Origin of the sequence: Streptomyces sp. MUM 2J, from assembly GCF_022414535.1 — a bacterium.
GTDB lineage: Bacteria > Actinomycetota > Actinomycetes > Streptomycetales > Streptomycetaceae > Streptomyces.
Map to the genome: position 1 here is coordinate 16,461 of NZ_JADWYM010000057.1, position 13,689 is coordinate 30,149.

Consider the following 13,689-nt stretch of genomic DNA (forward strand, 5'->3'; position numbering starts at 1 on the left):
CTCTGGCGTCACCTTCGGCTCGTCGATGCTGGGCATGGAGCGGGCGGGCGCGGTAAGGGCCGCCCCACGGTGCCTGCCCAGCAGCCCGCGCAGCCGCGGGGCCTTCGGTCAAGACGGGGTCCCGGGCATCCGTCGCGCCCGGGACCCGTGTTGTCGGCAGGGTCAGGCCGTGAGCTTCTTGAAGACCGCCTCGAAGCGGTCGAGGGTGTCGTCGTCGACCTGGGCGAAGAAGGCGTCCTTGTCCTGGGTGAGCTGGTGGGCGGGGCCGACGTGGTCGAAGTCCCTGGGCTTGCGCTGTTTCTCCCGGGCGATCCCGATGCGCTGGAGGATCGGGAGGGGCTTGTCGGGGGTGATCAGGTCTTCCTCGTTGACGGTGACCTCGGTGGCCTTGTTGTAGAGCCAGAGGTAGTCCTTGGTGGAGAACAGGTCCTCGATGTCGGCCGTCTCCGGGAGGCCCTCGAGCTGGCCGATGACGGTGATGTGGGACGTATCGACTTCGGCGGCCTCGGCGGCGCTGCGGACCTTGGCGGTCACCTTGGTTGTCTCGGCCCCGTCGATGAGCGCACGGACGGACAGGCGGCGTCCCATGACGGCGATGAAGGCCTGCATGTTGCCGATGCCGCCGACCGGGATGATGGACAACCGGGGATCCAGGCCGGTGCGGCCCTGGCTGACCAGGTAGTCGGACATGCGCATGAGGAAGACGAAGTCGCTGCTGCCTTCCACGGCCAGGAGCGGGCCGGCTCCGAGGAACAGGTGCTGCGCCACGGAGTATCCGAGCGCCGCTTCCACCGGCAGGATTGTCTTGGGGTCCGCGGACAGGCTGACCGAGGTGATGACCACGCCCAGGTTCGGATCGGTGCGGGTGGCCTGGTCGTGGATGGCACGCATGGTCTCGTACCGCGTGGGGTCGATCATGTGCTGGGAGTGGGTGGTGTAGAGGACCTGCTGCTTGGGCCCGAGCTCGCCGTAGACGTACCGGAGGAAGTCGCCTTGGGCCTCGCCGTGCAGGCTGGTGCCCGGCTCGTCCAGCAGGACGACGACGCGCTCGTCAGTGTCGCGGTAGGCGCTGAATGCGGCGAGGAAGGAGAAGAACCACTGGAAGCCGGTGGAGCGGGTGGAGAAGTTGGTCTCCACGCCGCCGTGCCGGTCGTCGCGCAGCTCGATCTTGAGCAGCCGGTGGTGGGGCTGCGGCTGACCGTTGACGTCCGGGGGCATGGCGATCAGGTCGGTGTCGAAGGAGACGCTGAGGTCCTCGTTCTGCTTCCAGTACTCGAAGACCTGAGCGCTCAGGCCCAGGCTGGCGGCCTGGAGCTCGGCCTTGCGGCTGGCGTAGTCCTCGTCCAGGAAGTCGTCCGGCCCTTCGCCGGCGAGGCGGAGCAGGGACATCATGGTCTCGTCGCCGCGCTCCCGCTGCTTGGCCCTCGCGCGTTCGGCGAGCGCGTGGAGGTCGCAGTCGCCCGGGAGCATCTCGTAGGTGGAGAAGTAGAAGAACTTCGGGAGCAGCTCGATCAGCTGCTCGTGCTCCTCGTCATCGAGGCCCTCTTCGACGTACTTCTTGTAGCGGTCCAGCTCGGCCGGGACCTTCTCGATCGCCTTGACCCGGGCCGTCTTCCTGCCAGGGTTGACTTCCTTGGCTCGGGCCTTCGCCGCGGCGCTCACGGCCTCGATGGTCGTGTGATCCCCGGTGATGGCCTTCTGGTCCTCCTCGTCGTCGACGCCGGCCTCTTCGAAGACGTCCGCCAGGACGTCCTCGAGGGCACAGTGCACATCTGCTTGGAGGCTGCCGTCGTAGAGGCGGGACGCCGTGGCGTACGCCTTCGCTGGCGGCCGTACGCCGACCAGTTCCTCAATCGCGTCGAAGTCGGCGTCTTCCAGCTTGAAGACGGCCGTCACGGGGGCGACCGTGTCGAGGTTCTTCTTGCGCCGGTCCGTGGCCAGGTGCCGCCGCGGGTAGTCGGTGGTGACGTGGAAGTCGTCGGCGTTGTTGGCCGGGTTCAGCCGGTGCAGGGCCTTCAGGACTGTCGTCTTGCCCGACTCGTTCTTGCCGATCAGGCACGTGACCTCGGGGTCGACCATCATGGTCTGCTTGTTCGTGATGTTGCGGAACGTCTCGATCTCCACTGACGTCACCAGCATGGCACTCCCCTCCAAGGACCACGTTGCCCTTGTCTGATCCGCACTGCGCAGCACCTGCGCCACATGGGACAGGTGCGACCACGCGTTGCGGCTTGATCAGTCAGTATGAATCCCGCCACTGACAGTTGCGGCCGATTTCTGTGCCTCTGACTCTCCCTCGCCGCCATGAGACTCCGGGCCCGCCGATAGGGCCCGGAGTCTCATGCGTCACGGCGCCTCTTACGAGGAACGCGAGATGGTGATCCGGGCCTTCGCCAGGACGACGCCGGTCGACGGGTCGCGGTGCACGGGAACGTACAGGCCCCAGTCGGCGTCACCGGCCGTGAGCCAGTCTCCGGCCCACGGGGCGTCGGTGGTCGTGAGTACGCGACCGGCGAGCGGGCCACCCAGGAGTCGGACGATCACGGCGATACCTCCATCCGGCGGGACTCTCCCGCCTCACCCCTTGGTGGGCCTCAGCACCGGGAGGACAGCAACAGGGCGCCGGCGACTTCCGTCCCGGCCCGGCCGCCGGGCTGACGGCGGCGAGGCGCGGCGGCCCCGGCCGACGCGCAACCGGCTGAGCGCGCCCCGATCCCCGGCCGCGGCCGCGCCGCCCATCCCGCCCGTCCCTTCCTCCTTCACACCAGCCAAGGGACATGGGCAGAGCAGCCGCAACGGGGATGTCAGCGATCCGACCACGGCAAAACAGCGCGGTGACCTGCACTAACACGGGAACGGTCCTGCGGGCCGCGCAACACCTAGCGCAACCCTTGCCGCAACCTCGTGCTCCTGGTCGACCGGGACGACCGGTCACGCGGCCCGGACAGCTCTGTGGGCGCGGGCGAGGTGGCGCAGCTCGGACCGTGCCGCCGGCACCGAGGGGACGGTCTCCCAGTAGGGGTGCCACCACAGCCGGACGGACAGGAGCAGCAGGCGGCGGCGCAGGGCGGTGGTGTCGCGGGGGCGGGGTGCGGCGAGCGCTTGGTAGGTCGCGTTCCAGGCGGCTTGCGTCTGCACCAGGTCGTCGGGGAAGTCGGTCACGTCCATACCAGCATTAGATCGCTTGTTCGAATTGCGTGTCACTTCGGACACGCCCCGCCCGGCGCCGTGGTCGGAGGTCGCGACCAGCATGGTCGGGGGGCGCGCCCGGCGTGGTCGGCCTCATGGTCGGGCCTGTGGTCGGCCCCCATCACGGCGGTCCGGCCCGGTCTGGAGCGGCACCCGGGCGGGTGATTTTCCTTCGCGCACACGGGCGCAGTCCTAGCGGTGCGCGTCCAACTTGCCTATTTTCAGGGGGTATTGACAGCTTTTTATGCGTTCGGAGGCGCCCTCTTGGAGGCGGGCGTGCAGTTCGGCCGGGTGGAGGCGGTGCCACACCGTGTGTCGGCGGGTGGCGACCGGGGTGGTGTAGCCGCCGACCAGCAGCGTCTCGCCGTCGCGGGACAGCCGCATGCGCGGCGGCTCCAGGCGGTGGCCGGCGAGGATCTGGTTGAGGTCGTCGAAGGTCATCAGTCCGGCGACATCGAGGGCGCCGGGTACGTGGCGGTGTTCGCGGTGCAGTGCCTGGGCGAGGAAGTCCTCGCCCAGGCACGCTGCGATGGACAGGCGCGTCATCGCGTCAGGGCTCCCGGTCCGTCAGTCGTTGCCGTCGCTCTTGCCGGTGCCGCCGCCGTCCGAGGGGATGGCGTTGCGACCCCGGGCGGCGACGATCGACCGGCGGGAACGGACCAGGCCGCCGGTCGACGGCCCGGACGTGGCGGGCGGGGGCGTGGCGGGACTCTGCATGGAATCCTCCTGCGGGGCTGGTGGCCGGGCCCTGGATAGCCGCGGCCGCGAACATCGCCAGTACAGCCGCGAACCACGCGGGCGATAACCCCGTGACGGGGCCCCCACGGTGGGTATGGTCGTTGGGCTGACGCACTGTCATTCCACGAGATTTCAGGGGGACTTGTGGACGACTTACCGCCGTCACCCGCCCAAGTGCCGCGCCATCTGCTGGACGACCCCGCGTTCGTCCGAGCCCTGCACGAACGGGACTTCACCACGGTGTTCGCGACGGCCCACGACGCGGGGATCTCCTTCAACCGGATCGCCGAAGCGTGCGCACTCAAAGCCGAGCGGGTCAGCCAGATCGCCCGGGGCACCGCAGCTGTCACCGCGCTGGCAACTGTCGAGCGAATCTCCGGCGGACTGCGCATTCCCGGTGCCCTCCTGGGGCTGGCTGCGCAACCCTGGGAGGACACCGCCGCTCTCAGCACGGAGCCCGACCTTGGAGATGATCCGATGAAGCGCCGCAACCTGCTTCGTGGCGCGCTCGCCGCCGGCCTCACCGCTCCGGCGCTCGCCGCCCTCACCGCCGCCCGGACCGACGTCGACCAGACCCTCTCCCCCGACACTCCCCAGGACCTGGCCGACCTCGAGGCCGCAGCCGAGAGCTACGGATACGGCTACCACGGACAGGCACCCACCCGCGTGCTGGCCGACCTGGTCACCGACTTCACGACCCTGCGCCCGCTGCTCACCGTCCCGCAGCCCGCACCGGTCCGAGCGCGGTTGTGCCGGACGACCGGGCAGATGGCCGGGATGACCGCGATCGTCTTACACGACCTGGGCAGCCGCCGCGAGTCCCGCGCCTGGTTCGCCACCGCCACCCGGGCCGCCGCCGAATCCGGCGACCCCCATCTGCACGCGTGGGTCCTCGCCCGGGAGGCCATGGTGCCGCTCAACTACGGCGCCCCGAGGGCAGCGGCCGACCTCGCCGACCAGGCCCGGCAGACGGCCAGCACCCGGCCGACCGCCGCCGCGGTGCTGGCGGCCGCCGTCGCCGCCCGCGCCTACGCCCTCAACCACCAGAGCGAGCAGGCCCGCGCCGCGCTCACCGCAGCCGACGCCCTCATGAACCGGCTCCCCGACTCCGAGCGGTCGGACACCTGGCTGACGTACGGCGAGCAGAAACACCACGTCCACCTCAGCCACGCCTTCACCACCCTCGGGGACACCCGCCGCGCCCGGGAGAGCCAGGCTCGGGCGCTGGAGCTGTCCGCGCCGACCAGCACCATGACGCGCACCCTGCTGACCATCGACGGCGCCGCCTGTACCCATCACGACGGCGACAGCGAAGAGGCGTGCCGCCGTACGGTCGCCGTCCTGACAGCGCTGCCCGTCGACTACCGCACCGGCCTGGTCCGCCGCCGCGCCCTGGACCTGTACGAGGCAATCCCCGCCCAGCACCACCGCGAGCGCGCCATACGGGAGTTGCGCGACATGCTGTCCGCCTGAACCACCAGCGGCAAACCCGTTCAGCGGAGTGCGGTACGGAGCAGCTGGTTGAGGGCGGGGGCGTAGTTCTGGCGTCCCGTCCATTGGAGGCTTCGCTTGATCATTTCGATAGCGAGTTCGGCCTCGGGGCTGGGTGCGGACGTTCCGAACTGGAGTGGCTGCTGCTGGGGTGACTGCAGCGGCAGGCGATAGTGCAAGGGGATTTCGTTTCGGCCGGGGCGGCTTGTTGGGCCGTAGGCGTCCATGTCGATGAGCTGCCCGAATTCTGTCTGACTGGTGATGCACAGCACGCCCTCTCCTGTCTGGGGGCGCCCGGGCAGGAGGTCGGTGGCGGCGTCTTTGACGGCTTGGTGGAGCTGCAGGGCGTCGATGAGCAGGTCTCGTAGTTCTTCCAGCGTCAGGCGTCGCTGGTCCTTGGGGAGTCGCAGGACGAGGTCGAGTGTGAAGGTGATTCCGGGTTCGGAAAGTCCGCCGTGTGGTGTGGCGTGGCCGATCTCGAGCTGCAGGGTCAGGGAGAAGCCGGGGGCGTCGTCGGAGGCGGTGGCGCAGAGCAGTTTGGCGGCTTCTCGGCCTGATCCTCCTTCTGTTGTCCAGTCGGGGATGGTGCTTGTCTCCCAGGGCGGGGTGCTGACCAGCGCGGTCAGGGCTTGTCGCAGGCCTGTCTGGTCCGCGGCGCGGGTGAGGACGTTGATGCGCATCTGGTCGGAGTCGTTGGAGATGGGCGGGCCTGGGCGGTTGTCCAGCTGACGGGGCATGACGACAGCGCTGCGCATCACGAAGGGCACGGTGTCCCCAGCCTCTTGCGCGAGGTGGTGGGGGGAGTAGTTGCGGAACTGACCGGGTTCCTGCGGGGTGGGTTCGAAGACTGTGGCGGGTGGGGGTGGCTCGTGGGTGTCGAGGACCTGGTAGGCCGCGAGGAAGGTCAAGAGTGGGTATTCGGGTGAGTTGGCGGGGAGCTCGGGCTGTCCGGCCGCGTTCTGCGGCAGGGCGGCCAGGGTGTTTTCGGCCGTGGGAAAGTGGTGGCGTATCAGGGCCAGCCAGTCCTCGGCGGGCAGAAGCTCTGTCAGCTGCTGGTAACCGGTGCGGGTGAGCGCGCTGACGTAGGAGACCTGGTGGCCGCCCAGGTACAGGGCGAGGATGTGCTGCAGGAGAGCCGGATCGGCCTGGAGGGCTGTGGTGAGGTACTGCTGGGCTCGCTGGTGTTGGTGGCGCAGACACACCCCGTAGGCCATGAGGTCGCTCTGGCTGCCCGGGACGATCATTTGATCCGCCGGCAGGGCGAGCAGCCGCTCGGTGAGGTGCTGTCCGAGCTGCTGCGTGTGCTCCTGGCTGAGGAGGGGCTGGCCCTGTTCGGGATCGTGGTGCAGGGCCTCGAGCCAGGTGAAGACCGTCGCTGCGAGCTGGGCAGAGGCGGCATCGAGGATCTCTTGTGCGGCTTCGAGACGTGCGGTGGGGGCGACCGTTGCCAGCAGGCGTCTGATCAGGCTGCCGGCCTGGAGGGCGACGTCCGCGGTGGCGGTGGCGAGGGTGCCGGCCACAGCGTGAGCCAGGCGCATGGCGGCGTCGGCCGGTATCTGGACGCTGTTCTCCGCGAGTTTCCGGATGACCAGTCCGGGATCATGGGCGTCCAGGAGATCGCGCAGCAGGGCGGTGTTGTGCGGGGCGGCCGCCTGGATGACGGCGCTGATCTCGCTGTCCAGGATGTCGCCGACGGGCAGTCCGTAGGCGAAGTAGCGGTCGAAATGGCTGGGTGAGCACACCCGCCGGGCGTGAATCCACTGCTCCTGCTCGGCGGGCGTGAAGTGGCGGTTATGGTCCAGGGCCTGGAGATGAGGGAACAGGCGCTGCAGCAGTTCGCGTCCTTCCGGGCGGAGCGGCGGCCTGCAGACCTCCGCCAACTTCTCCCGCAGACTGGCCTGGTCCTGCTCGGCGGTCAGGGCGCGCACCAGCAGCGGCTTGTTGGCTGCGGCGAAGGAGTACAAGTCCGGGAAGAGAAGCTGCAGGGCTTCCATGAGCACCTGGTCGACCGGGTTGACCTCCCCCGCCATGATCGGGAGAGCGAAGTCGGCTTTACCCAGAAGCCGCTTGCCCTGACGCAGTGATGTCATGCATGGCCAGACGGCCGCCTCCAGCGCGTCGTCCAGGCGTATGCGCTCGTCGGGCTCGTTCACCAGCGCCCGGTGGCGTGCGAGCACATCGTCGAGCATCTCGCGCAGCACCTGGGCGACCACCGAGGGATCCGCCCGCGGCAGGTGCAGCGGCGCGTTGATGATCTTCTCCAGGAACTCCCGGCCTCCCCCGGCCCCTCCCGCGCGGTAGCGGGCACCGAGGGCCTCGGCGACGACGTCCTGGTCGAAGGCCAGGAGAAAGCACAGGTTGGGGAAGTCGGCGGCCAGCTTCACCATCCGGAAGACGGCGGAGATCTGCGCGTCGTCCAGGCGGTCGATGTCGTCCATGAGGACGACGACCCGCCGCGCGGCCGCGCCGGCAGGTGCCAGGACCTCGCGCAACCGGTCGTGGAAGTCGCGCAGTGTCGGCTGCCCGAGCCCGCCTACGGCGCCCAGCAGTGTGGAGACCTTGACGATGCTGTTCACGCTGCCCGGCAGCCCAACACTCTCAGCAAACCCCTGCGCACGGCTTGCCCGCCGGATCGCCTTCTCGTATTTCCGCTCCAAGTCCGCCCCGACCGCGGCGGCGACCGCGTGGAGGAACTCCGCGTACAGGTGGGTCTCGTCAGAGTCGAACCACGGGTTGAACTCAACCACCGTCACCTGCTCAGCCGGGTAGGCGGCAAGCCCATGCCGCACGAAGTTCAAGACGGTCGACTTGCCCTCCCCCCACCGGCCGTACAGGCCGACGACATAACCACGATCACCGGTGCGCTCGGCAAGCGTTCGCGCCAACCGCAGAGCGAAACCCTTGCGCTCCAGGCGGTCCATCCCCACCTCAAGGAGCGGCGCATCCGAAAACACCGGTCCCGTCGACACAGGCTCACCCCTGGACGCCACTCCGGCCGGCGCCACCGGAGCCGACCGCCACCATCTCAACCGCATGTCACGCATTCTCCCGCTCAGTTCATCGTTCCCCGTGCCGTTCAAGGAGAAGGCGCTGGATGCCCGACCGTCTGAGACGGTCGTCCGTCATGTCGATCTGCACGCAGACCGTCCGCCCCCGGTCCGGGCGCTGGTCCGTGCCCATCAGGTTCGCCGATGGAACAGACCACGGAGACCCAGGTTCCTGACCGTCGTCCGGGCCCGGCTCCGCCTGTGCGGCCGCGGCCGCACAGGCTGCTTGCGGGCGACGTCGTCGGCGTGGCAGGTCCCGCACCCGCTCAGGTCCCCGCCTGCCACTGGCTTCTACCCGGTGGTTGGGGATGCCGGTGTCCCGGACCAGAGAAGGGTGATGCCAGTGTCGCTACGAACATCCGGTTTGTTCACAAGCCGCCGACAGACGTACGGGCTGCCTCGATGAACGCTTCCAGGCGGTACCGGAAGCGTTCCTGTGATGCGTCGAAGCGTTCACGTGCCTGTGGTTCATCCTGGGAAACGCGGCGCAGGGCCGAGTTGGTCTCCGATGCTGCTTCCAGCACGCCTCGGGCGGCCTGGGCAACGATTTCGGGGCCCTCCAGCACGATGACGCGTACGCAGCGCATGAGCGGATCGAAGGCATCGCGCAGTTGCGTGCGGAGTTCCTCGATGCGCTCCAGTCGGTCGGCCTGATCGGTGAGTTGGACGTACACGTCGCCGACTCTCCAGTACAACTCGCCGGTCACGTGCGCCTGCTCCATCAGGTCCAGGTAGGCGTTGCGGCGGCTGCTGCGCACCCGGTCGCGGTGCTGTGCCTGTATTGACGTCTCCGCCTGGACTCTTGCCGCCCGCGCGTTCCCGAGAGTGGTCACCCAGCTCGCCAGGACCGCTGTACCGCCGGTGAAGACGGCGACCCACACTGCGCTGTCCCCCACGATGTCCCAGTGTCGACGAGCAGCTTCGGCCTGTCGAGACTGCCTCCGACCGCCCTCTTCCCGTCCGGAGCCAGGCTGCGGTCGCACTACCGACGACCGGTGAGACCCGGCTGTGCATCCCCACGCGCGGCCGACACCGCCACCCCGGGCGGATGACGAAGTACCCCGGGAGAACTCTCGGAGAGGCTAACGTACGCGCCATGCACGCATAACGTACGCGATACGTACGCTTCACGAAGTAGGCTGTCGGCCAGGAGGTGCCGCATGTCCGAGTTGTTCGACCGGGTCGACGCGCTGATCGCGTCCCGCGCCCCGCTGCCACCGCCGGCGGAACGCAAGCGGCTGCGCCAGGCGCACGGCTTCACCCTGGACGAGGTGGCGGAGGCTCTGCAGGTGCGGCGGGCCACCGTCAGCGGCTGGGAGTCCGGCAAGACGGAACCCAGGCCCCCCGAGCGCGACGCGTACGCACGGCTGCTCAACAAGCTGGCGGAGCTCTACCCCGCTGACGCAGGCACCCCAGCGCCCGCCAAGGACACGGGCGCTGGCGAGGCGTTCACGAGCGCACCCGTCCAGGCGACGGAAGCGCGGAGTCCATCCACGGCCCCGGCGTCCGAGTCTGCGGCCATGGCTGTCTGCGAGAACACCCCGCCCCGCCCCTCAACCAACTCGGCTGCTCCGGCTGCCGCGTCGCGTCCGGCGCGCACCGCCCTGCCGTCATCGACGTCGCGCCAGCCGGGTGCGAGGAAGGCGGCCCCGGCGAACACCCCGGCCGACGGCGCGGACCCGCGTTTCGTCAACGGGCCGCTCGCGGTCGTCGACGTCGACGCTGACGGCCAGGCTCTGGCGTACTGCGTCGGCGGCCTGGTCCTGGACGTGCCCGCCAAGAGCATCCCGTCCCTGGTCGAGTGGACCCTGAAGGAGGCCAGGCTCGGGCAGCCGAAGTTGTCCGGGCCGGGCAAGGACGGTGACCCGCTGCTCGTGCTGACCGAGTCCGCGTGCGAGCGCTACGGCCTGCCAATCACCCTCACCGACGAAGAGCGCCTGGCCGGGCGGCTGCCGGAGGGGCACAAGGCCATCAAGCAACTGGCGCGGCAGGACTGGAAGTTGACCGGGCGCGGGTTCGGGCCGTGGGCGCGGATCTACCGCCCGGCGCAGGGCGCAGAACGCTCTTGCGTGCAGCTGTGCATCCCGTCGTGGCACGCGCTCGACGCCCGCCACTGGGACGACGCCGCGCAGCTCCCGCCGGCCGAACTCGCCCAGTTGCTCGGCACGTACGCGGTCCGGGTGATGACGCCGCGCGGGTCGACCGCGGTGACCGGTCTGGAGCTGATGACCGCCTTCCACCCGCCGACCCGGGCGAGCGAGCCGGATGAGAACGGCAGGCGGCACAGCGAGCACAACCCCGGCAGCCTGGGCAAGGACCCGGTCGACCCGGCGCCGTGCGAGGTTCCCGACGGGCACCCGCTGCTGAAGGATCTGCCCCGCTTCCACCGGCGCACCCCGACTGAAACGCTGATGGAGGAGGTGTTCGACTGGGCGCGGCCGCTCACCGACGCCGAATGCGAGAAGCGGTACCTGGTCGGCATCGACGTCAACATGGCCTTCGCCGCCGGGGCCAACGGCCTGGTCGTCGGCCTCGGTGCGCCGACGAACGTGAAGAAGCCGGTGTTCGATGCGAAGCTGCCCGGCTCGTGGCTGGTCGACATGTCCCACGTCGACCTGTCCAGGGTGAAGAGCGGCAAGGAGTGGGTCCAGCTGGACGCCGACCTTATGCCCAGCCCGTTCACACCATCCGGCGAGCGGCCGACGGCACCGGCCTGGTACGAGACCAGGAGCGTCGCCTACGCGGTGGAACTCGGCTACGACGTCGCCCCGATCGAGGCGAACGTCCGCTACGAGACCGGCCGCTACCTGGACTCCTGGTACAACCGGCTGCGTGACGCGTACCTCGCCACGATGGCCGACCTCGGGGTGCCCGCCGACCTTCCGCCGCAGGAGTTCCTCAAGGCGATGGACGGCTACAAGGAGCGCAATGCGCAGCTCGCGATCGTCGTGTCCGCCATCAAGGCCACGGCGAAAGGGGCCATCGGCAAGCTGAGGGAGCGGCCGCGGGGCGGCGGCTGGAAGCCCGGCCAGCCGTGGCCGGCCCTGGCCCGGCCGACGTGGCGCCCGGACATCCGCGCCGCCGTCATCTCCCGCGCGCGCATCAACATGCACCGCAAGATCGTCAAGCACGCGGCGTTCACCGGCCAGTACCCTGTCGCCATCAACTCGGACTGCGCCGTGTACGCCTCCGACGGGCCCACCCCGCTGGACTTCCTGCCCTACCGGGACGGCAAGCCACTTCCCGGCGGCTGGCGGCTCGGCGTGAACCCCGGGATGGTCAAGTGGGAGGGCACCCAGACCGTACTGTGGGGCGAGGGCGTACGCGAGCAGTTCAACGCGCCGGACCTCAACCTCGCCCGGTACATCAAGGACGGGCAGGTCACCAACAAGGACACCGGGGAGTAGCCGATGAGCGTGTTCGGCGACGGCCTGGACAACGCGGTGCACAAGGCGTTCACCCGCCCGGCGCCCAAGTCGGCCGGGCCGCAGATGCGATACCTGGTCAAGCAGCTCAAGGGCACGAAGGCGGTCGCCGACCTGCTCGGGATCTCCCAGCGCCAGGTGGAGCGCTACGTGGCCAACCAGGCCAAGAAGCCCCGCCCTGCCCTCGCCGCCCGCCTGGAACGCGAGGTCACGGCACGGTGGCAGCCGCAGATCCGGGCCACGGCGCGACAGAAGGCGGCGACCACCGGCGGCATCGTCATCGACACCCGCGCCCGCATCGGCTACACCGCACCGGTCGGCACGACCGACGAGACCCGTCTGCGGCACCTCACAGTGGCGCTGCCACCGCAGTACGCCGCCCGCCTCTTCGAAGCCCAAGAAGCCGGCGCCACCGACCAGCACCTGCAGGAAATCGCCGCCGAAGCACTCAAGGAGGTCTACTTCCAGGACAACGGCCGCCGCGCCGGCCAACTGGAGGAAGTCCGCTTCACAGACATCGAGCACCTCGCCTTCGAGCTGTAGACGCCCCTGCACAACCACCTCGCCGAAGACGTGACCGTCCACCTGAGCCGAAGCACGATAGGCGTCACAAAAGCAGGCTTGTTGACACCAAGATCGACGGACGGGCCCATCCGTGTTCCGTCCCCTTACTCGCACAGGAACCGGTTGTCGGAGGCTGCGGATAGCGTGACCAGGTACGGCCGTGCCGTCCGTGCGGCCGTCCCGAAGTAGAAAGGACCGCGAACGTGGCGAGCGCGAGCAGCATCCTGCGGGCGGCGTGGGTGCCCGATGACGACCCCGAACGGGATTGGGAGATCGCAGCCGATCTGGCCGTGGCATGGGTTCGGCAAGAATGCGCTGAGCAGGGCGCCGTCGGCGTGCTCGTGCTCAATGCCTTCGGCGTGGAACAGCAGATCCCGTCCCTGCGGCGTTTCGCGGCGGAACACGCTGTCACCACACCGCGTGCCTCCCGCGACCGTGTCGACCGCGGCAAGGGGCCCGTTCTGGCATACGTTCCGGACGAGAGGACCCTCGACTTCGCCGCGAGCCTGGCCCGTGGGTCCTCACTGGCCATCGTGGAGAGCGTCCACGGCTTCCCGCTTGAAGGCTGGGCGCGCCAACTCGGCGCCATCGACCTCACCCGGCCTGATGAGCAGCCCGAGCAGCTCGATTCCGAGCTGGCCCAAGCAATCGACCGGCTGGACTTCTATAGGAACAACGGCTTCGGTGACCAGTTCGGCAAGCAGCAAGCCCAGCGCATCCTGCAGGACCTGCGCAGTGCAGGGCTGCTGGAGCGGGACGTCGTCCTGGGAGCTCTGGCAGCCAAGGGCGCCTCCGATCGTGCAGTGCGGAACCTCGGCAAGCTGATAGACGCGCTGGACCGCCGCTGAACCCTCGCAACGGCCCGATCATCTGCGGCGCGTCCGGCGGCAGAAAGCCTGCCTCCCCCTCGCCGATGACAAGTAGCGTGCAGATCCAGTGACAACTGCCTTGCCGCGCCTGACACAAAGGCGCAGGTCGGCGCCTGTCACTGGTGGCATCTATCGTGCTTCGGCTCACCACCATTGTGCCAGCGAGAAGTGCGGCCGCGCTTCGCCCGCCGACGCGGATACGCCGCATACCGCCAGCCGCACCACCGGAGTGAAGTACTGCTCCCTCGAATGTGCCCGTGCCCAGGCCCAGCGCGAACTCTCGACGACGGCCGCAAGCAAATGGAGTTGCCCCGGTCTGACGGACACGGGCGGGCTTGTGAGCTATGCGGCGGCGTAGAGGACCTT

Annotated in this window: 11 protein-coding genes; 4 read left to right on the top strand and 7 right to left on the bottom strand. The window is 69.2% G+C overall.

Going from position 1 to position 13,689, the window contains the following annotated elements:
• Positions 1 to 162 precede the first annotated feature (162 nt).
• The 5 genes from I3F54_RS29530 to I3F54_RS29550 form a co-directional block, all read right to left on the bottom strand.
• Positions 163 to 2,139: an AAA family ATPase gene (locus I3F54_RS29530; protein ID WP_240121994.1), complete on the bottom strand. Its 1,977-nt coding sequence runs from the start codon at positions 2,137 to 2,139 to the stop codon at positions 163 to 165.
• A 219-nt stretch (positions 2,140 to 2,358) separates the two neighbouring features.
• On the bottom strand, positions 2,359 to 2,544 hold the full coding sequence (locus I3F54_RS29535) for a hypothetical protein (RefSeq protein WP_240121995.1): 186 nt from the start codon (positions 2,542 to 2,544) through the stop codon (positions 2,359 to 2,361).
• Positions 2,545 to 2,931: 387 nt separating this feature from the next.
• Positions 2,932 to 3,168, bottom strand: coding sequence for a hypothetical protein (locus I3F54_RS29540; RefSeq protein ID WP_240121996.1), 237 nt, complete (start codon positions 3,166 to 3,168; stop codon positions 2,932 to 2,934).
• Between the two features lie 213 nt (positions 3,169 to 3,381).
• The gene (locus I3F54_RS29545) at positions 3,382 to 3,735 is read right to left on the bottom strand and encodes a cupin domain-containing protein (protein ID WP_240121997.1); all 354 of its coding nucleotides are present in this window, start codon (positions 3,733 to 3,735) and stop codon (positions 3,382 to 3,384) included.
• A 21-nt stretch (positions 3,736 to 3,756) separates the two neighbouring features.
• Positions 3,757 to 3,906, bottom strand: coding sequence for a hypothetical protein (locus tag I3F54_RS29550; protein ID WP_167362005.1), 150 nt, complete (start codon positions 3,904 to 3,906; stop codon positions 3,757 to 3,759).
• 165 nt (positions 3,907 to 4,071) lie between these two features.
• Between I3F54_RS29550 and I3F54_RS29555 the strand changes: the two genes are divergently transcribed.
• A complete protein-coding gene (locus tag I3F54_RS29555) occupies positions 4,072 to 5,400 on the top strand; it encodes a hypothetical protein (protein WP_240121998.1) in 1,329 nt (442 codons plus the stop codon).
• 20 nt (positions 5,401 to 5,420) lie between these two features.
• Here I3F54_RS29555 and I3F54_RS29560 read toward each other — a convergent pair whose 3' ends face one another.
• A complete protein-coding gene (locus I3F54_RS29560) occupies positions 5,421 to 8,339 on the bottom strand; it encodes a P-loop NTPase fold protein (RefSeq protein WP_240121999.1) in 2,919 nt (972 codons plus the stop codon).
• 494 nt (positions 8,340 to 8,833) lie between these two features.
• Entirely contained in the window at positions 8,834 to 9,361 is a 528-nt protein-coding gene (locus I3F54_RS29565) for a hypothetical protein (RefSeq protein WP_240122000.1), read from the bottom strand.
• Between the two features lie 264 nt (positions 9,362 to 9,625).
• Here I3F54_RS29565 and I3F54_RS29570 point away from each other — a divergent pair, with 264 nt between their 5' ends.
• From I3F54_RS29570 to I3F54_RS29580, 3 genes are all read left to right on the top strand, one after another.
• Positions 9,626 to 11,872: a helix-turn-helix transcriptional regulator gene (locus I3F54_RS29570; RefSeq protein ID WP_240122001.1), complete on the top strand. Its 2,247-nt coding sequence runs from the start codon at positions 9,626 to 9,628 to the stop codon at positions 11,870 to 11,872.
• Between the two features lie 3 nt (positions 11,873 to 11,875).
• Positions 11,876 to 12,433 carry an XRE family transcriptional regulator gene (locus I3F54_RS29575; RefSeq protein WP_240122002.1) on the top strand — a complete coding sequence of 186 codons (558 nt, stop codon included), beginning with the start codon at positions 11,876 to 11,878 and terminating at the stop codon, positions 12,431 to 12,433.
• Between the two features lie 224 nt (positions 12,434 to 12,657).
• Positions 12,658 to 13,302 (top strand): hypothetical protein, encoded by a 645-nt coding sequence (locus tag I3F54_RS29580; RefSeq protein WP_240122003.1) that lies wholly within the window; start codon positions 12,658 to 12,660, stop codon positions 13,300 to 13,302.
• Positions 13,303 to 13,689: the final 387 nt, after the last annotated feature.

Coding starts and splice junctions, on each gene's coding strand:
- I3F54_RS29560 (WP_240121999.1), bottom strand. CDS start 8,339: ATGGACCGCCTGGAGCGCAAGGGTTTCGCTCTGCGGTTGGCGCGAACG.
- I3F54_RS29545 (WP_240121997.1), bottom strand. CDS start 3,735: ATGACGCGCCTGTCCATCGCAGCGTGCCTGGGCGAGGACTTCCTCGCC.
- I3F54_RS29570 (WP_240122001.1), top strand. CDS start 9,626: ATGTCCGAGTTGTTCGACCGGGTCGACGCGCTGATCGCGTCCCGCGCC.
- I3F54_RS29530 (WP_240121994.1), bottom strand. CDS start 2,139: ATGCTGGTGACGTCAGTGGAGATCGAGACGTTCCGCAACATCACGAAC.
- I3F54_RS29575 (WP_240122002.1), top strand. CDS start 11,876: ATGAGCGTGTTCGGCGACGGCCTGGACAACGCGGTGCACAAGGCGTTC.
- I3F54_RS29540 (WP_240121996.1), bottom strand. CDS start 3,168: ATGGACGTGACCGACTTCCCCGACGACCTGGTGCAGACGCAAGCCGCC.
- I3F54_RS29550 (WP_167362005.1), bottom strand. CDS start 3,906: ATGCAGAGTCCCGCCACGCCCCCGCCCGCCACGTCCGGGCCGTCGACC.